Source organism: Brachybacterium sillae (assembly GCF_025028335.1).
Taxonomy (GTDB): Bacteria; Actinomycetota; Actinomycetes; order Actinomycetales; family Dermabacteraceae; genus Brachybacterium; species Brachybacterium sillae.
In genome coordinates, this window is sequence record NZ_JAFEUW010000001.1 from 161,921 (window position 1) to 184,003 (window position 22,083).

Annotated in this window: 24 protein-coding genes and 1 tRNA gene; 15 read left to right on the plus strand and 10 right to left on the minus strand. The window is 70.9% G+C overall.

What is annotated here, in order from left to right:
* Window positions 1-291: 291 nt before the first annotated feature.
* Window positions 292-558 carry a helix-turn-helix domain-containing protein gene (locus tag JSY14_RS00740; protein ID WP_196215788.1) on the plus strand — a complete coding sequence of 89 codons (267 nt, stop codon included), beginning with the start codon at window positions 292-294 and terminating at the stop codon, window positions 556-558.
* A 7-nt stretch (window positions 559-565) separates the two neighbouring features.
* Here JSY14_RS00740 and JSY14_RS00745 read toward each other — a convergent pair whose 3' ends face one another.
* From JSY14_RS00745 to JSY14_RS00755, 3 genes are all read right to left on the minus strand, one after another.
* Window positions 566-2,953, minus strand: coding sequence for a DEAD/DEAH box helicase (locus tag JSY14_RS00745; protein WP_259556818.1), 2,388 nt, complete (start codon window positions 2,951-2,953; stop codon window positions 566-568).
* A gap of 100 nt (window positions 2,954-3,053) precedes the next feature.
* Window positions 3,054-3,644, minus strand: a complete 591-nt coding sequence (locus JSY14_RS00750; RefSeq protein WP_349773570.1) for an NYN domain-containing protein — start codon at window positions 3,642-3,644, stop codon at window positions 3,054-3,056.
* A 338-nt stretch (window positions 3,645-3,982) separates the two neighbouring features.
* Window positions 3,983-4,059, minus strand: a tRNA-Pro gene (locus JSY14_RS00755).
* A 233-nt stretch (window positions 4,060-4,292) separates the two neighbouring features.
* Here JSY14_RS00755 and JSY14_RS00760 point away from each other — a divergent pair.
* The 7 genes from JSY14_RS00760 to JSY14_RS00790 all read left to right on the plus strand — a co-directional run bounded on the left by JSY14_RS00760 (window position 4,293) and on the right by JSY14_RS00790 (window position 9,016).
* Complete coding sequence (locus JSY14_RS00760; protein WP_259556820.1) at window positions 4,293-4,928, plus strand: class I SAM-dependent methyltransferase; 636 nt, start codon at window positions 4,293-4,295, stop codon at window positions 4,926-4,928.
* 2 nt (window positions 4,929-4,930) lie between these two features.
* Window positions 4,931-5,797, plus strand: a complete 867-nt coding sequence (locus JSY14_RS00765) for a DUF881 domain-containing protein (protein WP_259556821.1) — start codon at window positions 4,931-4,933, stop codon at window positions 5,795-5,797.
* Between the two features lie 120 nt (window positions 5,798-5,917).
* Window positions 5,918-6,250 carry a small basic family protein gene (locus JSY14_RS00770; RefSeq protein ID WP_259556822.1) on the plus strand — a complete coding sequence of 111 codons (333 nt, stop codon included), beginning with the start codon at window positions 5,918-5,920 and terminating at the stop codon, window positions 6,248-6,250.
* Entirely contained in the window at window positions 6,247-7,035 is a 789-nt protein-coding gene (locus JSY14_RS00775; protein ID WP_259556823.1) for a DUF881 domain-containing protein, read from the plus strand. Before JSY14_RS00770 ends, JSY14_RS00775 begins: the two co-directional genes overlap by 4 nt.
* A 133-nt stretch (window positions 7,036-7,168) precedes the next feature.
* Window positions 7,169-7,603 (plus strand): FHA domain-containing protein, encoded by a 435-nt coding sequence (locus JSY14_RS00780; RefSeq protein ID WP_259556824.1) that lies wholly within the window; start codon window positions 7,169-7,171, stop codon window positions 7,601-7,603.
* 3 nt (window positions 7,604-7,606) lie between these two features.
* Window positions 7,607-8,302 carry a transcriptional regulator FtsR gene (ftsR, locus tag JSY14_RS00785; RefSeq protein WP_432803585.1) on the plus strand — a complete coding sequence of 232 codons (696 nt, stop codon included), beginning with the start codon at window positions 7,607-7,609 and terminating at the stop codon, window positions 8,300-8,302.
* Window positions 8,303-8,431: 129 nt separating this feature from the next.
* Window positions 8,432-9,016 carry a MerR family transcriptional regulator gene (locus tag JSY14_RS00790; RefSeq protein ID WP_285892236.1) on the plus strand — a complete coding sequence of 195 codons (585 nt, stop codon included), beginning with the start codon at window positions 8,432-8,434 and terminating at the stop codon, window positions 9,014-9,016.
* A 149-nt stretch (window positions 9,017-9,165) separates the two neighbouring features.
* On the opposite strand, the gene JSY14_RS00795 is transcribed toward JSY14_RS00790, so the two are convergent.
* Window positions 9,166-9,957: a ParA family protein gene (locus JSY14_RS00795; RefSeq protein WP_259556826.1), complete on the minus strand. Its 792-nt coding sequence runs from the start codon at window positions 9,955-9,957 to the stop codon at window positions 9,166-9,168.
* A 77-nt stretch (window positions 9,958-10,034) separates the two neighbouring features.
* Between JSY14_RS00795 and JSY14_RS00800 the strand changes: the two genes are divergently transcribed.
* Window positions 10,035-11,096, plus strand: a complete 1,062-nt coding sequence (locus tag JSY14_RS00800; RefSeq protein ID WP_259556827.1) for a methyltransferase domain-containing protein — start codon at window positions 10,035-10,037, stop codon at window positions 11,094-11,096.
* Between the two features lie 56 nt (window positions 11,097-11,152).
* On the opposite strand, the gene JSY14_RS00805 is transcribed toward JSY14_RS00800, so the two are convergent.
* Window positions 11,153-11,800, minus strand: coding sequence for a TIGR03085 family metal-binding protein (locus JSY14_RS00805; protein WP_259556828.1), 648 nt, complete (start codon window positions 11,798-11,800; stop codon window positions 11,153-11,155).
* A 183-nt stretch (window positions 11,801-11,983) separates the two neighbouring features.
* Here JSY14_RS00805 and JSY14_RS00810 point away from each other — a divergent pair, with 183 nt between their 5' ends.
* Window positions 11,984-12,790, plus strand: coding sequence for a transglutaminase-like domain-containing protein (locus JSY14_RS00810; protein WP_259556829.1), 807 nt, complete (start codon window positions 11,984-11,986; stop codon window positions 12,788-12,790).
* Window positions 12,791-12,794: 4 nt separating this feature from the next.
* Here the strand turns inward: JSY14_RS00810 and JSY14_RS00815 are convergent, their stop codons facing one another.
* The gene (locus JSY14_RS00815) at window positions 12,795-13,745 is read right to left on the minus strand and encodes a PAC2 family protein (protein WP_259556830.1); all 951 of its coding nucleotides are present in this window, start codon (window positions 13,743-13,745) and stop codon (window positions 12,795-12,797) included.
* 132 nt (window positions 13,746-13,877) lie between these two features.
* A complete protein-coding gene (locus JSY14_RS00820) occupies window positions 13,878-14,720 on the minus strand; it encodes a TSUP family transporter (protein WP_259556831.1) in 843 nt (280 codons plus the stop codon).
* 119 nt (window positions 14,721-14,839) lie between these two features.
* Here JSY14_RS00820 and JSY14_RS00825 point away from each other — a divergent pair, with 119 nt between their 5' ends.
* The 5 genes from JSY14_RS00825 to JSY14_RS12430 all read left to right on the plus strand — a co-directional run bounded on the left by JSY14_RS00825 (window position 14,840) and on the right by JSY14_RS12430 (window position 19,497).
* Window positions 14,840-16,087, plus strand: coding sequence for an ATP-binding protein (locus tag JSY14_RS00825; RefSeq protein ID WP_259556832.1), 1,248 nt, complete (start codon window positions 14,840-14,842; stop codon window positions 16,085-16,087).
* A gap of 57 nt (window positions 16,088-16,144) precedes the next feature.
* Window positions 16,145-16,807 (plus strand): 4a-hydroxytetrahydrobiopterin dehydratase, encoded by a 663-nt coding sequence (locus tag JSY14_RS00830; protein WP_259556833.1) that lies wholly within the window; start codon window positions 16,145-16,147, stop codon window positions 16,805-16,807.
* Window positions 16,808-16,851: 44 nt separating this feature from the next.
* Complete coding sequence (locus JSY14_RS00835; RefSeq protein ID WP_259556835.1) at window positions 16,852-18,003, plus strand: winged helix DNA-binding domain-containing protein; 1,152 nt, start codon at window positions 16,852-16,854, stop codon at window positions 18,001-18,003.
* Window positions 18,004-18,277: 274 nt separating this feature from the next.
* Entirely contained in the window at window positions 18,278-18,589 is a 312-nt protein-coding gene (locus tag JSY14_RS12425) for an amidohydrolase family protein (protein WP_349773572.1), read from the plus strand.
* A gap of 218 nt (window positions 18,590-18,807) precedes the next feature.
* A complete protein-coding gene (locus JSY14_RS12430) occupies window positions 18,808-19,497 on the plus strand; it encodes an amidohydrolase family protein (protein ID WP_349773615.1) in 690 nt (229 codons plus the stop codon).
* A gap of 44 nt (window positions 19,498-19,541) precedes the next feature.
* Here the strand turns inward: JSY14_RS12430 and JSY14_RS00845 are convergent, their stop codons facing one another.
* From JSY14_RS00845 to JSY14_RS00855, 3 genes are all read right to left on the minus strand, one after another.
* Window positions 19,542-20,333, minus strand: coding sequence for a queuosine precursor transporter (locus JSY14_RS00845; protein WP_259556836.1), 792 nt, complete (start codon window positions 20,331-20,333; stop codon window positions 19,542-19,544).
* 29 nt (window positions 20,334-20,362) lie between these two features.
* Complete coding sequence (locus JSY14_RS00850) at window positions 20,363-21,193, minus strand: GH25 family lysozyme (RefSeq protein WP_259556837.1); 831 nt, start codon at window positions 21,191-21,193, stop codon at window positions 20,363-20,365.
* Between the two features lie 65 nt (window positions 21,194-21,258).
* On the minus strand, window positions 21,259-21,951 hold the full coding sequence (locus JSY14_RS00855; RefSeq protein ID WP_259556838.1) for a TetR/AcrR family transcriptional regulator: 693 nt from the start codon (window positions 21,949-21,951) through the stop codon (window positions 21,259-21,261).
* Window positions 21,952-22,083 lie beyond the last annotated feature (132 nt).

The window sequence follows — 22,083 nt, forward strand, 5'->3', positions numbered from 1 at the left end:
GGGCGTGTCGAGTCGGACGATAGTGGCGGAATTCGCCCCGAATAACGCCACTCCCGTCCGACTCGACAGAGGTGCCGCGCGGGGAGATTCCCCCGGGAACGCGACGAAGCCGCCTCCCTGCTCGTGAGCAGGTGAGGCGGCGTCGTCATCTGTGTCGGGCTGCTGCGAAACTACTGCCAACAAGGGCGGAGAACCGCGGAACTGGCCGAACTCCTGGCCACTGCGCGAGGCTCGACGCGGGAAGCGGATGACCGACCACTCCCCCAGCAAAACGCACTGCATCGATCGGTCGTGAGGCTCATCATCGATGACTATGAGGCCGGAGCATCCACGTATGAGCTTGCCAAGCGGTACAACGTGCGCCGCAACACCGTCCGCGACACGCTCCGGCGCGCCGGGTTCGACCTCACCGCCAAGTCGAAGCGCGCAGCCCTGAGCGAGGAGCAGAAGGCCGAGGCTCGGCGTCTGTTCGCCAGCGGGGCGACCCGACGCGAGCTGATGGAGATGTACGGAGTGAGCGAATCCACGATCAGACGGGTACTGCGTCCTCGTCGATGAACGGCACCTACTCCTCTTCGGAGGGCCCCGCCGTCACGAAGCCCTCCTTCGCCATGATGCGCCGTCGTCGCGAGTACATGCGCTCCAGAAGCGGTACGTACATGTCGCGGTAGTCATGAACGGTGGCGGGGAGGTGACTGGCATCATGCCCGCGGGTGATGCGTCCGATCTGCTGGATCACTCGCCCCTTGAAGGAGACCGGAACTCCCAGGAACAGCGTGTTGAGCGCCGGGAGATCGAGCCCTTCGCCGGCGACCTTGTCGATGGCGAGGAGCACGTATGGCTGCTGCCGTGCTTCCATCTCGTTGAGAGACGCTCTAATGCTTCGGCGTTCCGCGGTGGGGAGGCGCCCATGGAGCCCGACCACTGGCGCCGCGCATCCCTTCAATGCATCTGCGAGCGCGTCGAGATGCTCGAGCCTGTTCGTCAGGACGAGGCACGTCCGCCCCTGGGCGACCGCTTCATTGACGTGCCGGGCGATCATCGCGTTGCGTTCGGGATCGGCGGCGAGCTCCGAGTAGATCGCTTGGATAGACGGCCCGTCTGTCCCGGGCTCGTCCGTGCGGAAGGTCGTCTCGTGGACGATCAGCTTGCGCTCCGCTCGCTCCTGAGAGTCGAGCACGTGCCGCACCGGCCCGCACTGCATCGTGATCAGGCCGTTCAACTGATCGGCACGGTAGGGGGTCGCTGTCAGCCCGACCCAGTAGCGTGCGCTGACATTGCGCAGGGCGGCCTCGGTCGCGGGAGCGGCGACGGCATGGCACTCGTCGACGATGATCTGCCCGTACTCTTCCAGCACCGCAGGGTCGGCGTTCCGGTGCGAGACGGACTGCATCATGATCAGGTCCACGACACCTCGCCGCTTCCGACGCCCGGCTCCCAGCTGTCCGATCTGCTTGTCGGTGAGGCCGAGGAACTGCTGAAGACGCTCACGCCACTGTGTGAGCAGTTCGGCCCGGTTCACGAGGATCGCCGTCGGCCTGGCGCGCTCGGCGATGAGCGCGCAGGCCATGACCGTCTTGCCCGCCCCGGGCGGTGCAACGAGCACTCCGGTGTCATGTGCGAGGAGCGCGTCGACGGCTTCCTGTTGCTTCTCTCGCAGCTGCCCCGTGAATGTCAGCACCAGACGTGTCTGCGCCGTCGCTGTTGCCTCGATCGCTGCCTGGAATCCCGCATCCGCGAGGAGCGCCACGGTTTCGTCGGTAAGCCCCCGTGGTAGCCGCAGCTCGTGCTCGTCGTGCTCGAAGCTGGTGACCAGGCGTGGCGTCCCGAAGGTGCTGAACCGCTGTGCTTGCCTGCGATAGAACTCGGGGTTGGGCACCGATGCCATGTGCTTGAGCTCGGTGATCACGATGCCCGGAAGGTGTGCCGTCGGGACGTGCAACAGAGCATCGCGGCGAAGCTTCAGCGACCTATGCGCGGTTCCGCGCGCGGCCGCTCGAATGCTCGCTCGCCGTGGCCTGGCGCCCAACGACTCGGCGGGCCCCACGCGCGCCTCTGCGTGGCTCGTCGCTCCAAGTTCCCTGATTCGTTCTGCGGAGACGGGCGTCGTCGACGCGAGTGCCGCGAATTGGTCCTCGTGCGGACGCCATGTGTCGGGGTCGACGAACACGGTCGTCCCGCGTCGGCGGCAGTCGCCTTGCAAGGGCAACGCGATGAGGTTGCCCAGGCGCGCCCGCCCTGAGGATCGTTCGGGCAGCGTGTCCTGCGAGGGAAAGAAGCGGTCGTAGCTGCGGAAGTCCATCGCCGGCCTGCGGGTCATCGCAGCGCGCAGGAGCCGCATCCCCGCTGCGCGAGCCGTCATGGCGGGGAGCACATCCTCGAAGAAGATCCAGACATGCGCGCCTTCGCCGGAACGGGAGACCTCGGTGAGCGCGTGGATCCCAACCTGCTCGCACTCTGCGACGAAGGCCGCGGCGTCGTGCCGCCACTCTGCGTCGTCGAAATCGCAGACGAGAAGCCGGCACTGGTCGCCTTCGAGCATCGGGTAGAGACCGATATGGAACTCGCGCTCCCCAGGAGCAGCCGCGCCCCGCAGATGCCGTTCGATCGTGCGCTCATCGAGTGGCAGGTAGTCAGCAGCGGTCTCGGAGCCTGTGTAGAAGCCGCCGCGCACGGCAGGACTCCAGCCGGACTTCCCCGTGCGCGCGCTGGTCCAGCGTGTTGCGTAGACGTCGTTCCTGCCGGTGAAGCGCGCTCGGAACAAGGCGAGCTTCTCGGCGCTCGACGAGGCCGCCGTGACGGTAGGAAGCAGATCGGAGCGAGGGCGCGCGCCGACCGGCTCCTCTCGCTGAAGCTCCCTCAGCTGTTCGCGGGCTTCTGCAAGTTCCCGCTCCAGTCTCGCGATCCGTGTCCGCAGGGCATCGATCTCAGCGGTGGTCTCCGGACGGCGCACGGCTCCCATGCTACCGAGCGCCCCCCGGACCGTCGGTGATGCGCAAAGAAAAGACCCGGCGCCAGAGGCGCCGGGTGGTATGACCCCATGCTAGCACTCGTCACCATGGTGCGGGCTTCGTGATCCGGGACGAGATCACGTTCGGGAGCTGATGCGCGTAGAGGTCATCGGGCTCAAGACGGTACCACCACTGGTTGCCTGCGCCTTCGGTCGGCGTCCCTGCGAGCTTGCCCGCGCGGACCCCTTTCGTCGGGTTGATCAGGCCGACGGGAACGTGCTCGCGCGCGACGCCGATCGGGTAGGCGAGGTCGCTGTCATTGCTGATGACGACGGCCGCATCCACCCTACGGGTGAGCACGTCGATCAGCAGATGGGAGGCGATGTTCACGTCGCTGCCCTTCTCCTCGCGCCGGGCGACGGAGGCCATGAACGTCGCGCCCGGGACGTCCTGGCCGCTGTGGTCCTGGATCATGATCGGCCAGTCCGGTTCGACGAGAAGAGGTTTGCTGTTGCGTCCTTTGACGGCCAGCGGCGCCGTCGACACGCGCGCGACGTACGTTCCGAAGCTGATCCTCGTCGCCGAGCCCGTGTGCGCCAGAGCCCGCAGGTACACGTCCTGCTCCCGCTGCCCCTCGGGGTTGCTCGCACCGCTGATCCGGGCCGTGCAGTAGGTGACGTTCTCGATCGTCACCTCTCCCCAGTGCGAACGGGTGGCGATCACACTCTCGACCATGCCTCGCAGATCCAGCCAGCGCCATCCCGGCGTCGACCGCCCGCAGAGCCCGCGCGCACCGTAGTACAGGTTGTACCCGTCGATGTAGACGCCGACCCTCACACGGACGAGCATAGAAGCGACCACTGACGTCGAGACGCGAACCGGTGCGACACGCCACACTCAGGCCTCCTGGGCCACGCACTACCAAACGAAGAAGAAAGGAGCCGCCCACATGGGCGACTCCCTCACTTCGTTGACCCTGGAAGCTCCTCCAAACCCGGCCCACAGGGTCGGTGTTTGCAGTAAGCCTCACCTGGTCGGGCTGACAGGATTTGAACCTGCGACCCCTTGACCCCCAGTCAAGTGCGCTACCAAGCTGCGCCACAGCCCGTCCGGCCCGCCGTGGAGCGGACCGTCGTCCATAGTAGCGACTCCGGAGTCGGCCGCGCGAATCGACGACGCCGTTACCTGCGGCACGTCCACCGAGCACGCGGGGCCGCACCCCGCCGCCGCGCCCCACCGTCGCGCGTCGCCCCCGAGGTCGTGGGAGCGGCCGGTAGCGTGGCGGCACCACACGTCCACGGCGCCGGCCAGGTCCGCGCCGCGAGGAGAAGGAGGAGCCCCGTGTCGGACACCTCGTCGACCACCCCTCACGACACCGCCGCCCCCGGAACGGATGCCGCCGGGGACGCCCGCAGCCTCGAGGTGATGGTGCGCAACCTCGCCCGCACGGCCCACGCGGTGCTGGACCTGAGCGCGGAACCCGCTGCGCTGCTCCGGGCTTTGGGGGAGGACATTCCGGCGGAGGCCGTCGCTGCGGTGTCCCCCTCGGCCGAGGACGGTGCCGCGGCGGACCTGGAGTCCCGGGGCATCCGCCCCGTCGCCCACGATCCGTCCCGCCCCGGGGCCTCCCTGCCCTTCGCCGAGGACCGTTTCGACCTGGTCGTCTCCCGGGGCCGTGACGTCGATCCGGAGCAGGTGGCGCGGATCCTCACCCCCGGAGGCCACGTGCTGATCCACCGGACGATCACTGAGGATGCCGCCGACGCGGACCCGGTCGACCATCTCCAGAACTGCGAACGTGGCCTGGTCCAGGCCGGGTTGCGGATCGTCCGCGCGGAGACCCACCACGAGGAGACCACCGACGGGGGCCGTGAAGCCCGCTTCGTGGTCCTGGCCCGCGCTCCCGAGGCCGACACCCCCGCCGGGCTCGACCGCAGTGCCTGGGCGCAGGACGCCCCCGCCGTCCCCGAGGTCTGAGAGTGCGGGGAACGGACCCGTCGCGACGCCTCACCCCGCACGGGGAGACGCGGTACTCGCCGTCGTCACTGCTGAGGGCCCTGTCCTCCGACCCCCTCGGTGTGAACGACGTCGACGGTCACGACGCCGAGGCCGAGCACATCACCCCGCCCGAGACCCCGGGCCGCCGGATCGTCACCGCGCTCCTGGCCGTGGCCCTGGGTGTCGTGGTCTCGACGTCAGTGCTGCAGCTGCGCGACCTGAACTCCGCGGACAGCAGCCCCCGTGCCGCCCTGGTCGCGGAGGTCATCACCTACCGGGAACGGGCCGAGACGCTCGTGCGGGACAACGAGCGTCGACAGGCGGAGCTCACCGCCCTGCAGCAGGAGGTCTGGGAACAGGGAGAGCCCGATCTCGCCGCGGAGCAGACGCGGCTGCAGATCCTCTCAGGAAGCGTCCCCGTCAGCGGCCCTGCCGTGGTGCTCACCGTCGACGACTCCCTGCCGCTGCCCACGGTCTCCGGGGACCAGCAGGGCGTCGTGAACCGGGTGAGCGACACCGACCTGCAGATCCTCGTCAACGGACTGTGGGCTGCCGGGGCGGAGGCCATCACCGTCAACGACCAACGGATCACCCCCACGTCCGCGATCCGCACCGCCGGCGGAGCGGTGCTGGTCGATTTCCGCGCCCTCTCCCCGCCCTATCGGATCGTGGCGGTCGGTGATCCCACCGCGCTTCGCGGCTCCGTGGAATCGGGGGAGGCGGGGACCTATCTGCAGGAGATCACCACCCGGTACGCGCTGCGGGCGAGCTGGGGGGAGGAGACCTCGGCCCACCTGCCGGCTCACCCTTCCGGTCCGCTGCAGGAGGCCCGTCCTGCCGGTGGCTGAGGCGTACAGGGACGGGTCCCCGGGAGGACCACGGCTCGGTGGTACCGTGCCCGGGTCACGCCCTCGGCTCCCGGCGGGGGCGTCTCCCCTCGGACGCACGGAACATGAGGAGCTGCCCGGATGATCGCCGTCATCGGACTCGCCCTGGGAGTGATCCTGGGGTTGGTGCTGCAGCCCGATGTGCCCGTCGCCCTGCAGCCGTACCTGCCGATCGCCGTGGTCGCCGCCCTCGACACCCTCGCCGGCGGTCTGCGCGCCGCCCTGGATGCGGTCTTCGACGCCCACGTGTTCATCACGTCGTTCCTGTTCAACGTGCTGCTCGCGTCCTTCATCGTGTTCCTCGGCGACCAGCTGGGGGTGGGCAGCCAGCTCTCCACTGCCGTCGTCGTGGTGCTGGGGATCCGCATCTTCGCCAACGCCGCGGCCATCCGGCGCCGCCTGTTCCGCGCATGACGAGCACGCCCCCTGAACCCGCGGACTCCCCGGTCGACGATGCCGCCCACGTCGACCGAGTGCCGTCGCGCCGCACCGCCTGGAGGCGGTTGCGCAACATCCTGCGCCCCCGACACCGGCTCAGCCAGTACGTGGTGGGCACGCTGTGCGCGCTGCTGGGGCTGTCGCTGGTGATGCAGGTGCAGCGCACCGACCAGGACGAGTACGGCGGGCTGTCGCAGCAGGAACTGCTGCGGATGCTCGACGAATCCGACCGCCAGACCGAGCAGCTGCAGCAGGAGGGGCGGGACCTCGACCGCTCCCTGCAGGACCTGCGCCAGGGGCGCGCCGATTCGGAGGCTGCGCGCCAGGCCGCGGAGGACCAGCTGACCACCCTGCGGATCCTCGCCGGCACCGCCCCGGCGGTCGGCCGAGGAGTGGTGATCCAGGTGAGCGCCCCGCCCGGCACCCTGCGGGCCCCGACACTGCTGGGCATCATCCAGGAACTGCGCAACGCCGGAGCGGAGGTCATCCAGATCGATGACGTGCGGGTGGTGGCCTCCACGGCGGTGACCACCGGACCCGACGGCACCCTGCTCGTCGACGGGCAGCCCCTCGACTCCAGCGTGGAGATCCGTGCGATCGGCGACCCCGCCGTCATGGAACCGGCCCTGAAGATCCCCGGCGGGGCCGCCGACGACACCACCGCCGACGGCGCGACGCTCACGGTGCGTCGCGCCGATGAGGTGACCGTCGACGCCGTCGTCGACCCCCCAGAGCCTACCTACGCGAACGAGGTCAAATGATCGTCAAGTTCTCGTCGGATGGGTTCGCGGGCCGGTCCGTGCGCCGTCACCCGTGCGAGGATGGACCCGCCGGGGGGCCGTCGGTCCACCGATCGACCGGCACCGGCACAGGACGTACGCAGGGGGTGGAACCGTGACGGACAGCGGGGACAAGCATCGGCTCGACGAGACCTCGACTCTTCAGGCCCTGTCGATCCCGGAGGACTTCGAGGACCAGGCCGCGAGCCTGGGGCCGCAGGACACCGCGGCCATCGCCGCCCTGCCGCAGGGCAGCGCGCTGCTGATCGTCCGCAAGGGCCCGAACGTGGGTGCGCGTTTCCTGCTGGACGCCGACCGCACCGTCGCCGGGCGTCACCCGCAGAGCGAGATCTTCCTCGACGACGTCACCGTCTCCCGCAAGCACGCCGCCTTCGTGCGCGACGGGGACGGCTTCCTGGTCCGCGATCTCGGCTCCCTGAACGGCACCTACGTGGGTCGGGAGCGCGTCGATGAGGCGCATCTCGAGGCCGGCCAGGAGGTCCAGATCGGGAAGTACCGCCTGACCTACCACCCCTTCACGCGGGGCTGATCGGTGGCGGCCTCCGCATCGCGCAGGCCGAGCCCCACGGGTGATGCGCGTCTGAGCATCGGCCAGGTGCTCGAGCAGCTGCGCGACGAGTTCCCAGACCTGTCCCACTCCAAGCTGCACTACCTCGAGGCCGAGGAGCTGATCTCCCCGCAGCGCACCCCCAGCGGGTACCGCAAGTACTCCCGGGACGACGTCGACCGACTGGTGTTCATCCTGCGCGCACAGCGGGACCGCTTCTGGCCGTTGAAGGTCATCAAGGAGCATCTGCTCGAGCACGGCCTCGACGGCGGTGAGGTCACCTCCATCGCCTCCCGGCCAGGACCCTCCGCCCAGCTGCACCCCGTGCGGATGGACCGCCGTCAGCTGCGGCGGGAGGCGCGGGTCGAGGAGGAGTTCCTGCAGGAGCTCGAACAGTTCGGGATGCTCGATGCCTCCGCCACCGAATACGGCAGCACGGACCTCGACGTGGTGCGGTCCGCGCAGGCTCTCGCGGAACACGGGCTGCATCCACGGCATCTGGGCCTGCTGCGCACCAGCGTGCAGCGCCAGGCGCACATGATCCGCTCCGTCGCGATGCCCCACAGCCGGCCGGCCGATTCCGCCGCCCGTGGGGGAGCGGAGGACCTCGCACGCTCCCTCGGCGAGGAGATGAACACCCTCCACGACGCCCTGCTGCGCACCGCGCTGCGGCGACTGTGACGGGACGGGTGTCGGGAGCGAGCCCGGCGTGTCGCACCGCTTCGACCGGTACACCCGCAACCTCGGGGTAGGCTGAGCGCACGTGCCCTCGCTCCTTCCCCTCGGAGGGCGCCCCCACTGGAGGCTGATGTGACCACTGATCGACCGGCGGATCGCGCTGCGCAGTCGACCGTGCCCGCGGAGTCCGCGCAGGGAGTCCTGTTCGACGACGTCGTCGACACCCCCGGCGAGCTCGGCTACCGCGGCCCCGCCGCATGCAAGGCCGCGGGCATCACGTACCGGCAGCTCGACTACTGGGCCCGTACCGGGCTGGTCGAGCCGAGCGTCCGCGGTGCCTCCGGTTCCGGGTCGCAGCGTCTGTACGGCTTCCGCGACATCCTGGTCCTGAAGGTCGTCAAGCGTCTGCTCGACACCGGTGTGTCCCTGCAGCAGATCCGGGTGGCCGTGGCCGCGCTGCGCGAGCGCGGTGTCGAGGACCTCGCCCAGATCACCCTGATGAGCGACGGCGCCTCCGTGTACGAGTGCACCTCCGCCCAGGATGTCTTCGACCTGGTCCAGGGCGGGCAGGGCGTGTTCGGCATCGCCGTCGGCCGCGTGTGGCGAGAGGTCGAGAACGATCTCGCCGTTCTCCCGAGCGTCGACCCCGCCGACGAAGCCGCCCTGTCGATGCACGACGAGCTCGCGGCCCGGCGCCGCGCCCGCCAGGCCGGCTGAACCCCGAGCCGGAGACTCCGGGCGGAGACCCCACGCGCCAGCGGCTCTCGCGCCGCGTCCTCGGCGGCCACGCGATCGGCCCCGGTCCACCACTGCGGTGGACCGGGGCCGATCTCAGTGCGGAAGGCGCGCCGGGCAGATGCGGTCGATCAGCCCTGCGGGCGAGCCGCGAGGACCGTCTGCAGCAGGGCGTCGAAGTCCGCCGTCAGGCGCGGGCCGCTCGCGCCCTCGTACTCGTGCAACGGCACCGCACCACCCTGGGCCTGCTGCAGGCCCACGCGCTCCTCGATGACGGGGGAGAGCACCAGGTCACCGAACAGGTCGCGCAGCTCCGCCAGACGGTACTGATGCTCCACCGACCGGGGGCGGTAGCGGTTGACGACGATCCCCAGCGGCTCCAGATCGGGAGCCAGGCCGTCCTCGCGCATCTCGCGGGTGAGCTTCAGCGCGCGATCCGCGGCGGTGACCGCGAAGAATCCCGGCTCGGAGACCACCAGGGAGCGGTGGGAGGCGGCCAGGGCCATCTGCGTGAGCCCGTTGAGCGAGGGCGGGCAGTCGATCAGCACGAGGTCGTACTCGTAGGTGCGGCGCCCCAGGGCCTCCCGCAGCCGCCGCAGCTCCTTCGCCGCGGGAGCGGGGGAGTCGACCATGCTGGAGCGGTGCGAACCGGGCAGGACGTCGAGGTGGGAGGACGCCGAGGCGGACCACGGGGTGGGGCGAATCGCACGATCCACGGTCTCAGTGCGCGGGGAGGCGATCACGTCGGCGACATCGGGGGAGGCCCCCGGTTCACCGAGCAGCCCCAGGGTCGAATCCCCCTGCGGGTCAAGATCGATGACGAGCATGTTCACCCCCTGGTGCAGGGCGGCGGACGCCAGACCGAGGGTGACGGACGTCTTGCCGACACCGCCCTTGAGGGAACACACGCTCACAGTGAACACCCGGTCATCCTATCGAGCGCGCGGTGACCGGGACTGCGCCGCTACTCTCACGGGGGCGCAGGCGTGAAGGAGGTCGCATGGCGGAGCACGACAGCTCGGAGACGAAACGGGACGAGGCACGGGGCGGGGCGTCGTCCGAAGTGCTGCTGGAGGTGCTCGAGGGCTGCAGGGAGGACGCCGCCCGGGAGGCCTCCGCCCTGGGAGCCGTCCAGGTGCTGTCCCCGACGGAACTGCGCCTGCACACCGATGACCTCGCCGGCTGCCGGACCCTCCGCCGGGTCGTCACCGCCTCCCTGGTGAGCGCCCATCCGGCCCGTCGCCCCCGGGAGCTGCTGGCCACCCCGGTGCAGCAGCAGCTGGACACGCAGCTGCAGCGGATCCTCACCCTGCGGCCCCGCGTCCGGTTCAGCGGGGTGCGGATCGAAGCGGCCGGGGCCGACAGCCCGGACATGCGCCGCCTCGCCGAGGCGATCGGCGACCTCACCGGGCTGCCGGTCGTCGAGGACGGCGACCTGAGAGTGCGGGTGCGTCCGAGGCCGGGGGAGCACGGCCGCTGGGAGATGCTGCTGCGGCTCACCCCGCGGCCGCTGTCGGCGCGGGCCTGGCGCACGATCGACTACCCCGGGGCCGTGAACGCCACCATCGCCGCGAGCGTGCTCGACCGCCTGCAGGTGGGGGCGGATGACGTACTGCTCGACCCCACCTGCGGCTCGGGCACCTTCCTCATCGAACAGCTGCACGATGTCGCACCGCGCCGCACCGTCGGCGTGGATCTGTCGGCCACGGCGATCGACGCGGCCCAGCAGCATCAGCGGGCGGCCCGCCGCCGCGGACGCATCGACTGGATCGTCGGCGACGCCCGGGAGGTGACACTGGAGAACGGTGTCAGCCGCGTGGTGATGAACCCGCCGTGGGGCATGCTCCACGGGGAGCACGGGGAGACCGAGGCGCTGTACCGGGATCTGCTGGAGCGGATGGCGCAGCTGTGTGTGCCCGGGGCGCGCCTGGCCCTGCTCACCCAGGAGGTGCGCCGCACCCGGGCGCTGATCGACGACGCCCCAGCAGGATGGCGGATGCTCTCGGAACACCGGTACTTCCAGAAGGGGCACCGCCCGGCGCTGTTCCTGCTGGAGCGCTGAGGATCCGTCACCGGCGGCAGCGCGCCCCCGTGAACTGCCCGGCGGCCCTGCCGGTCTCAGACGCCGCGCCGGCCCCGCTGCAGCGCCGCCAGGGTGTCCTCGTCTCCGATCACCTCGACCTGGGTGACCTCATCGCGACCGAAGATCCACAGCAGCAGCTCTGAGGCGGGGCCGTGCACCCGGACGGTCCCCTCAGGGTGGCGCGTCCGCACCCTCACCCCGCCGTGCGGGGAGACCAGCGTGACGTCGACCGGCACCCGCACCAGGACCCGTGCGGCGCGGCGCACGAGCGCCCACAGTTCCCGCTCGGCCTCGGCCCCGAGGGGGCGGGGCTCCCAGCCCGGCTGGGCGCGCAGCAGATCCTCGTGGTGGACGAGATACTCACCGGTGTTCACGAGCTGGTCGATCGGCCTCAGGGGCGACAGCCGTGCCGGGCCTGAGCGGAACTCCTCGACACGGCGGGTCCACGAGGTCTCCCGGCGGCGCTCCAGGGCACGGCGGGTGCGCTCCGCGACGGGAGGCACCGGCACCGCCTCCCCGAGGGCGAGGTCGGGCCGGGTCTCCCGCACGATGAGGTGCTCCAGGAGATCCTCGGCGTCCCATCCGGGCAGGATCGTCGGGGCGTCGGGTCCGAGTCGGTCGAAGTCGTCGGCGAGCGCCCGGCGCTCGCGCTGGACCAGGGACTGATGCTGACCGGTGTCCATGGGGGCACCGTAGCGCGGGCAGCCGAGCATGCCCTGGTCGAGGCCGGGCAGAAGCGCGTGACGTGGAGGTGGGGCGCCCGGGAGCCCGGGCGGTCCGGTCGGTCGGGCAGAGGGTCGCCTCCGACAGGCGGGGGATGGCGCCGGTGGTACGAGAGTCCGCGACCGATGTCGCAGACTGGACGCGTGGATCAACAGCGTCATCTGTATGCCCGTCTGGGAGCCCGCGTCGCCGAGGGCACCTCGGTCGCCCTCCTGATCGCCGTCTCCGCCAGCACCCCGGTGGGGGAGGAGCGCTTCGAGGCCCGTCTGAACGGCGAGGACGTCCCGGTGGAGGAGACCACCGACCCCTTCGGGAACCGACTGCACATCCTGCGGGATCTGCCGGCGGGGGACCTCGACGTCGAGTACGAGGCGCAACGGGCCGGCCAGGCGGCCCCGGCGCCCGTCGAGGCGGGGGACGACGCCGTGTATCTGCGCCCCTCGCGCTACTGCGAGGTCGACAAGTTCGCCGCGCCGGCTGCGGAGATCGTCGGGGGCCGTGAGGGTCAGGCGGCGGTGGATGCCGTGGTCGCGTGGGTGTACGAGCACCTGTCGTATGTGCCGGGCTCCAGTACCATCACCGATTCCGCGCGCAGCACGTGGCTGTCACGCAAGGGTGTATGCCGCGATTACGCGCACGTGACCGCGACGCTACTGCGTGCCGCCGGCATCCCCGCCCGCTGCGTGTCGGTGTACGCGCCGGGGCTGTCGCCGATGGACTTCCACCTGGTGGTGGAGGCGCTGGTCGACGGGGCCTGGCAGGTGGTGGATGCGACGCATATGGCGCCGCGGGAGTCGATGGTGCGGATCGCCACCGGCTTCGACGCCGCCGACACCGCCTTCTCGACCACCCTGCACGGAGACCTGCGGCTGACCTCGCTGCGGGTGCTCGCCACGGTCGATCCGGAACTGCCCCGCGAGGTGTGGGCGCAGGCGGTGCCTCTGCGCTGACGGCTTAGTCCTCGTCGGTGTCGGTCCCGCGCTCATCGGTGTCGGGCTCGTCGCGGCCGCCCTCGTCGTCGCCGAGTCCCGCCAGGTACTGCTCGACCTCTGCGGCGAGTTCCTCGGCGCTGGGCATGTCGCTCTCGTCGAACCCGGGACCGGCGGTGAGCGTGCGGTCGTGGTTCTCCTCGAGCCCGGCCACCAGCTGCTGGAGCTGCGGGGCCTGCGCCACTTGCTGGTCGATGTTCTCCCGGACGGCCTGAGCGGCCTGCTCCAGCGCCCCGACGGGGATGTCGGGGCCGCCCTCCTCGCCGAGGGCCCGCAGCAGCGCGATCGCGGCGTCGGGGTAGGCGATGTCGGCCAGGTACTGCGGGACGTGGGCGAGGACGCCGACCACGTCATGGCCCGCTTCGGCCAGACGCATGGTCAGGACGGCGTTGAAGCTGCTGCGCAGGCGGAAATCCGTGGGCATGGGGCGGTGCACGACGATGTCGGCGGGATCGCCGGCCCAGCGGGTCACGTGCAGGTCGCGGGTGTGCGGCACGGGGGCGGGGAACGCGCTCACCAGCAGGGTGCGGCGGATGCCGATCTGCTCGGTGACGATCCGCATCGCGGAGGCGATGCGCTCCCACTGGAAGGACGGCTCGGGGCCGGTGAGCAGGAAGAAGGGCTGGCCATCGGGAGCGGTCACCTCGTGCAGCAGCACCTCCGGCTTCTCGTAGTCGGTGAAGCGGTCCCTGGCGAGCACCACCTGCGGCCGGTGACCGGTGTAGTCGAACACCTGGTCCATGTCGAGGCGGCCCACCACCCGGTTCGGCAGGGTGTTCAGGACGTGATCATCCAGCAGGGCGCGTGCGGCGCCGGTGTCGCCGAAGGCCCCGAGGGTCACGACGAGGGTCTCACCGCGCAGGGTGCGGGAGTCCACGTGCTTCTCGTAGCTGAAGAGGGTGGTGGGATCGGTCATGTCTCCTCCTGGGTCGTCACCGCCGTCCCTCGGGCGGGCCTTCCGCAGGGGTCAACCGCCCGAGGCCCCCGATTATTCCGGGTAGGTCCGCGACCGCGCCGCAGGCACGGACCGGGAGTCGTCGGATCGCGGTCAGGCGCGCCAGGGGGCGAGGCCGTCGGGCAGCAGGGCGGCGGAGTCGGCCGCGAGACGCAGCGCCAGCACCGCCACCACCACGAGGAACACCGTGCGCACGAACCCAGAGCCGAGACGCAGGGCCAGGCGCGCACCGAGCAGACCACCGGTGATGTTGGCGGCGGCGAGCAGAGCGCCGAGCAGCCACAGGATCTCGCCGGATACACCGAAGACGGCCAACGCGGCGAGGTTCGTGGTGAGGTTCGCGAGTTTCGCGTGGACGCTGGCCTCGAGGAACCCGAACCCGAGCAGCGCCACCATCGCCAGGATGAGGAAACTGCCGGTGCCGGGACCGAGCGCCCCGTCATACAGGCCGACGCCGCCGCCGATCGCCGCGGCCCGGAGGGCGGCCTCGCGGCCGTGGACGCTCGGGGCGTGCACCAGACCGAGGGCGGGGCGACGCAGCGTGTACGCGCCGACCCCGATCAGCACCACCAGCACCACCGGGGACATGGCGGCGCGGGGGATGAGGCTCGCAAGGGCCGCCCCGGCCGCGCTGCCGACGCCCGCGCAGATCACCAGGGGGATCGCGACCACGGCGACGGGCCGCACCCGCCGCAGGTAGGAGACGGTCGCGACGCTGGTGCCGGCGGCGCTGGCGAGCTTGTTGGTGCCGAGTACCGCAGCGGTCGACGCCTGCGCGGGAAGGCCCATGAGCAGCGCGGGGAGCTGCACCAGACCTCCGCCTCCGACCACCGCATCGACCCAACCGGCGACGAGGGTCGCGAGCAGCAGCAGTGCCAGCGTGCCCGGTCCGACGGAGGAGAGCAGGTCGAGCAGAGGGGAGGGGAGTGGGGGCACCGCACCAGTGAACACGATGTGCGGGCGGTGGCGCGGCAGGCTCCTCCGCCCACCGCATGGGGACCGGACGACACCCCACCACCTTGCTAACAAAACATAACAAGACTTAGAGTGGGGGCATGGCCGCTGCCCGACGCCCCGCATCCACCGGGAACGACCGCGCTCCGCGCTCGACCGACCCGGCGGAGCTGAACCCCTTTACCCCGGGTTTCGGTCAGACGCCGCTGGTGGTCGCGGTTGCGGGGACCCCGGTGGAGGACTTCGAGCGCGCCCTGCGGGAGGGTCGGACGGGGGACCGCGTGGTGCTCATCTCCGGGGCCCGCGGCACCGGCAAGACGGTGCTGCTCAACCAGCTCGCGGCCGTCGCGGAGGACCTCGGCTGGCTGACGATCCCGCTGTACACCAGCTCGCAGTCCTTCACCGATGAGCTGCGCGACCGGCTGGTGGGGGAGCTGCGCTCCCTGGATCCCTCGGCGACCGTCGGCCGGATCACGGGCGCCGGCGGCACCGTCGGCCCGGTCGGGGTGAACGCCCGTCGGGATGTCATCGACCGTTACCCCTGGTCGGACGAACCCTGGGGGGTGCTGCTCGACCGCGCCGCCCAGCTGCTCACCGAGGCGGGACGGGGACTGCTGCTGGTCGCCGATGAGATCCAGGCCGTCTCCGCCCCGCAGCTGTATGAGCTCGCGCAGCGCCTGCAGCATCAGATCTCCCGTGGGCGTCACGTCGCGTTCGCGGCGGCGGGGCTGTCCAAGGGCATCGATGCGCTGCTGCAGGACGACGGCACCACCTTCCTGCGGCGCGCTCGCCGCAACGAACTGCACAGTGTGGATGTCGGCGCCGCCAGTGAGGTGATCCGCGAGACCGTCGCCTCCACCTCCCGCACCATCTCCCCGGAGGCCGCCGTGGCGGCGGGGGAGATCTCCCAGGGCTACCCGTACCTGATCCAGCTCGTCGGGGCCCGCGCCTGGGACCACGCCGGAACGGAACAGGAGATCGCCCTCGAGGACGTCACCGCCGTGCGTGACGAGGTGATCGCGGAGATGGGACGCAACGTCCACGCCCCGGTGCTTCGGGGCATCGTCGGGCTCAAGCGCGCGTACCTGCGCGCCATGGCCGAGGACGACGGACCCAGTCAGGTCTCCGACATCGCCCAGCGCATCGGGGTGGACGGCAACAACCAGGGCGTCCACCGCGATCGCCTGATCCGGGAGGGCGTGATCCGCCCCGCCGGACGTGGTTACGTCGAGTTCGCCATGCCGTACCTGCGGGAGGCCGTGATCGCGCAGGACGAGGGTGCCGTGGCCGTGCAGGATCCGGAGGCGACGACCGCGCGCGTCACCCGAGTGCGGCGGCCGCGCCGCTGATCGTCGCAGGCCACAGGCCCCATGGACGCACTCGGCGGCGGGTGGAAGAGTGGCCCCATGACGACGCTCTCCGGACAGGCACTGCGTGAGGCCCTCGACCGCGCCGGACTCGACCACTGGCGTGGTGCCCCCACCGGGCTGCACGCCCGCTTCCGCACCCGCACCTTCCGCCGCGGCCTCGACCTGGTCGACGCCATCGGCGAGATCGCCGAGGAGATGAACCACCACCCGGACATCACCCTCACCTTCACCCACGTGGGCGTCACGCTCATCAGCCATGACGCCGGTGGGGTGACCGAGCGCGACCTGCGGGCCGCAGAGCGCATCAGCGAGCTGGCGCGGGAGAGGGACGTGAGTGCGCAGCCGGACCAGGTGCGCACCGTCGAGCTGTCCCTCGACACCCACGACCAGGACGCCATCGCCCCCTTCTGGGCCGCCGTGCTCACCGGTGATGCCGGTGCCATCGACGGGGACCAGATCGTCGACCCCACCGGGCAGCTGCCGACGCTGTGGTTCCAGCCCAGCGAGGACAAGGGCGTCCCACCGCAGCGCTTCCACCTGGATCTGTGGCTCGGCCCGCAGGAGGTCCCCGAGCGGATCCGCGCCGCCGTGGCCGCCGGTGGCACGATCGAGGACGACTCCTCCGCACCGAGCTTCACCGTGCTCGCGGACGCGCAGGGCAATCGGGTGTGCCTCTGCACCGTCGCCGAGCCCGACTGACGGCCCACCACCGGCAGGGCTGACGACGACATGACGATCGCGACATGGTGAACCGGGAGCTGGCGCGCACACGCCTCGTCGCCCAGGGGCTGGTGGACCGGCCCTTCCGCACCCCGCTGGAGGTGGCGCGGGCGTTCGGGGCGTCACAGGGACAGGACCTGCCCGGGGTGATCGCCTCACTCGCCCTGCGGTGCTCCCTGGAGAGCGGGGAGCCGGCGGACGGTGGGGTCGGCGCCGTCGTGGAGGAGTTCGCCGCCGGGCGAATCGTGCGCGGCTACCCGATGCGCGGCACCGTGTTCGTGGTCGCCGCAGAGGACCTCGCCTGGATGACGCAGCTGTGCGCGGACGGGCCGATCCGGGCGGCGATCGCCCGCCGCCCCGGCCTCGGTCTCACCGACGAGCATGTGCACCGCGCCCGGGAGATCCTGGAGACAGCACTGACCGGTGAGCCGGCCCGCGAGAGGGAGACGCAGGGGAGTGGCGCCGGGGTGATCTCCCGCACCGACCTGTTCGCCGCCTGGGAGGAGGGCGGTGTGCCCGTGGCCGGTGGATGCGGGTACCACCTGCTGGTCCACCTCATCTCCACCGGCGTCGCCGCGTACGGGCCGACCGATGGCCGCGATCACCATGTGGTCCTCGCCGCGCAGTGGCTGCCCACCGGCAGCGACCTCGAGGGGCGGTTCGACGGGGACCGCACCGCCGCCGCGGCGGAGCTGCTGCGCCGGTACCTTCTCAGCCGCGGCCCCGCGACCCTGCGTGATGCGGCATGGTTCACGAAACTGCCGCTCACGCTGCTGCGGCGGGCGTTCTCGCTGATCCGCGATGACGTCGAGGACGCCGGGCCGGATGCAGCGGGGGAGATGCGTTTCCAGGCGCCGGGTCTCACGCAGCGGGTGCAGCAGCTCGGCAGCCAGGCGGACCGTCTGTTCCTGCTGCCGGGTTTCGATGAGTTCGTGCTCGGCTACCGCGACCGCACCGATCATGTGCAGGCGGAGCATCATCCGCTGCTGGTGCCCGGGAACAACGGGGTGTTCCAGCGCAGCATCGTGCGACGCGGTGAGATCGTCGGCCGCTGGAACCGCGCCGGATCCACCGGAAGACGCCGACTGGTCGTGGAACCGTTCGGGCGGTGGCCCGCCGTCGCGCAGCGCGACGCCGACCGAGCCTTCGCGCGATTCCCGTTCGCCACGGCGTGACGTGCGACGGGCCGAGGTGAGGAACTGCCGGGCCCGCATGGCGTGGATCTGTGACTCCGCACCGACCGGGGTCGTCGGCGACCAGGAGCCGGGGGATCGTGGGGGCGGCGGGTGAGCGTGTCCCGCGCGCCGCTCCCTCCGGTATACTTGACATAACGTACATTATCGGCGCTACGGGGGTGGTGCCGGGTCAGCCGCGGCTCGACCGCCGACCCGTGCCCGGACCACGCAGTGTGGGTTGCGCGGCGTGTCCGGGGTGATCGACGGTGGAGCCATGTGGATCACGCGTGTTCGTCCTTGGGGTCAGGAGTCGGTGGATCTGCGGCTCGACGGCGAGTGCATCGCAGAGGTTCTCGCGCACGATCCAGCCCGCCAGATCGGCTCCGAGGATCTCGACGGCGAGGATCGCCTGCTGATCCCCGCGTTCTCCGACGTGCACGTCCACCTGGATTCCACACGTCTCGGACTGCCGTTCCGTGAGCACACGGGCCGCCCGGGCGTCTGGGGCATGATGCTGAACGACCGCGAGAACTGGCGCGACGCCGGGAATCCGATCGCCGAGCGGGTCGATCACACCTCTCGCTGATGATCGCCCGCGGCACCACCCGCGTGCGCTCCTTCGCCCAGGTGGATGTGGATGCCCGGTGGGAGCGCTTCGAGGCGGTACTCGCCGCCCGCGAGAATCACCGTGACCAGTGCGACCTGCAGATCGTCGCGTTCCCGTAGGCCGGGCTCCTGCGGGAGGACGGCTCCCCCGCCATCCTGGAGCAGGCGATCCGCGGCGGCGCCGACGTCGTCGGCGGGATCGACCCGTGCGCCCTGGATCGCGATCCTGTCCGCCACCTCGACATCGTGTTCGGCCTGGCCGAGAAATACTACCGGCCGATCGACATCCCCCTGCATGAACCCGGAGATCTCGGGCGCTTCTCCGCCGAGCTGATCATCGAACGCACGAAAGCTCTGGGAATGCAGGGACAGGTGGTGATCTCCCACGGATATGGACTGTGGGACGGCACGGCGGTCCAGACCTCCGCGGTGATCGAGAAGATGGCGGAGGCCGACATCGCCACCGCCACCGTCGCCCCCGGCGGACGGCAGACGTTGCCGCTGGAGGAGATGGCACAGGCGGGGATCCGCGTCGGCCTCGGCGAGGACGGCCAGCGGGACTACTGGTCCCCCTACGGCAACGCCGATCTGCTGGATCGCACCTGGCAGCTCGCCTTCACCCATGGGTATCGAGCCGATGAGCTGATCGCCCACTGCCTGGCGATCGCCACGCGGGGCGGCGCGAGCATCATGGACCGTGGGCTGGAGCGGCTTCGGGGCACCTCGGACCGACCGGGCCTCTCCCCCGGTGATCGCGCCGACCTGGTGCTGATCGGTGCGGAGCACCTCACGGCCGCCGTGATGGACCGCCCCGAGGATCGCATCGTGCTGCATCGAGGACGTGTGGTGGCGCGCGACCTGCGGCTGCTGGAGGCGGGGGCCGCCTGAGGGGGTCGGTGCGACGGGTCGCCGGAGCGTAGAGGTGCGGTGGGTCAGGCCGTGGCCGCCGGCGCCGGTGTGCCACTCCCCTGCTGCTCGGCCAGGCGCCGCTGGTAGCTGGGATCCAGACGCTTGAGGACACGGATGACGGTGGCCGTCACCGGGATCGCGAGGTACTGCACGGCCACCTTCCACACGAAGCCCAACAGGGTGTAGGTGAGCCAGCCGCCGACCGTGGTGATGCCGATGACGGGTGCGGCGATGGTGCAGAAGATCGCGGTGTCGACGAATTCGCCGAGGCCGCTGGAGGTGAACAGGCGGGCGATCAGGCCGCGCTCCCCGCGGCGCTCCTTCATCCGGGCCAGGACGGTGGAGTTCAGAAACTGACCCACGAGGTAGGCGACGACGCCGGCGAGGACGATCTGCCACAGCGGGCCGACGGCGAGTTCGAGTGCCGACTGCTTGGCGCGGCCGAAGTCGTCATCCAGCCCGGGCAGGGCGATGACGACCCAGTACACGACGACAGCCAGCACGCTCATGACGAAGCCGGTGAGCACGGCGCGGCGGGCGGCACGGGGCCCGTACAGCTCGGTGATGATGTCGCCGAGGATGTAGGCCAGGGGGAAGAGGAAGAACGCGCCGTCGGTGAGCAGGTGGATCCCGGTGCCGGGGATGGTGCCGAAATCGACGGCCTTGCCGCCGCCGATCCCCGAGAGGATCACGACGACCGACAACAGCGCGGTGAGGATGTCCAGGTTCGAGTGCCCCCGGTCGGCGTAGACGGCGCCGACCGGGCGTCCAGACCCGGGCGCGGGGACGGAAGGGGCAGGGTGGTGCATGGTCATGCCCGAACCCTAACGGACAGTAACGGACCTCAGATGCCGACGGCGCCGTAGTCGACCTCACCGACGAACCGCTCGAACTGCTCCTCAGTGCCGAAGAAGACGTTCGAATCGCCGGCGAAGGGACCGCGGTCGGAGTACTGCCACAGTTCCCAGCCCCACCAGGTGCCCGGCAGCGCCGTGGGCTCGCGCCGACTGTAGGCGGCGAGGAACAGCGGGGAGTTCTTCAGGGTCCACTCCCCCACGCAGTCGGCCCACCAGTACCGGTTGGTGTACAGCACCGGGCGGCGATGCGTCTGGGAGCGGTAGCGCTCGGAGAAGTCCGCGATCCACTGCCGCATCTCCTGACGGCTGAGACCGTAATTCGCGGGCAGGCCCGGGAAGGCCTCGAGGTCCACAACGCCGGGCAGGGTCCGGCCGTCGGGCTCCCATCCCCCGCTGACCTCGAGGAAATGGTCGGCCTGCGCGACGGGATCGCCGGAATCGGGCCGAGCGAAGTGGTAGGCGCCGCGGACGAGACCGGCGCGGCCGGCTCCCCGGTACTGCTCCCGGAAGGCGTCGGAGACCCAGGTGCGTCCCTCGGTCGCCTTGACATACGCGAACCGGGAACCCTTATCCACCTCGGCCCGCCAGTCAACCGAACCCTGCCAGCCGGAGACGTCCTGACCGTGGATGCGGCCATCGCGCGGACCGACCGTCGGATGGACCGGGGCGGGGGTCGCCTGCGCGGCCGAGGCGGCGAGGGTCGCGCCGAGACCGAGTGCGACCGTCGTGGCGGCGGCACCGGTGCGGAAGAGATGACGACGGCGGGGGTCGGGAAGCGAGGGGGCGGGGGCGAGATGCCGGGGGGCGTAGCGGGGCATACGGGCTCCTGGGGAAGGGGAAGACGCGCGGGGAGCCTTGCGCGCCCTCAGGATAGTGGTGCCCGTCACTCCCCTGCCGGTGCAGCGGTGCCCTCGGCGTGTCGGGTGCAGGGCCCGGGGCCGTCGACGAAGGCCCGCAGGCTCCCGAGGATCAGCTCCGGGGCGATGTCGGTGACGTCCTCGCCCTGCAGGTGCTCGCGCACCATCAGATCCACGTAGATGCCGATGACGAGCTCGGCGAGCGACGGCAGCGGAATGAGTGGGCGGTCCCCTGTTGCCGCCATGCCGCGCTCCAGGGTGTGCGCGATCTCCGCCTGCAGGCGACCGCGTTGCGCCGCCAGGCGCTCGCGGGCGCTGTCGGAACGCAGCGCATGGGAGACGGCCTCGGAATACAGCAGGTACCACTGCCGGCCGAAGGGGCGGATGGCGGCGAAGACATCGACCATCGGTTGGTCGGCCCGCAGCCCCGACGGCTGATCGGACAGGCCGCGCGGCTCCTGCGGCACACTGTCGCGCACCAGAGCGCAGACCTCGTCGGTGACGGTCTCGAACAGGGCGTCGAACAGCTCCTCCTTGGAGGAGAAGTTCGAGTAGAAAGCGCCCCGTGTGAACCCGGCGGCGGAGACGAGGTCATCGATCGTCGCGGCATCCAGGCCCTTCTCCACGAACACCGGCAGGGACGCGCGGACCAACCGCATCCGGGTGGCGGCCCGACCCCGCGGGCTCTCCTGCCCCGCCGCCTCGAAGATGTCGGTCACGGCTCTCTCCTCACATCCCAGCAGACCCCTCGATACAGGACTGCATCGTAGGATACATTCGTGCATCGGCGATGCGGGAATGCATCGACCCGGTGAGCCGGACTCGTCCCTGGAGGCCCGACCTCCGGTCCG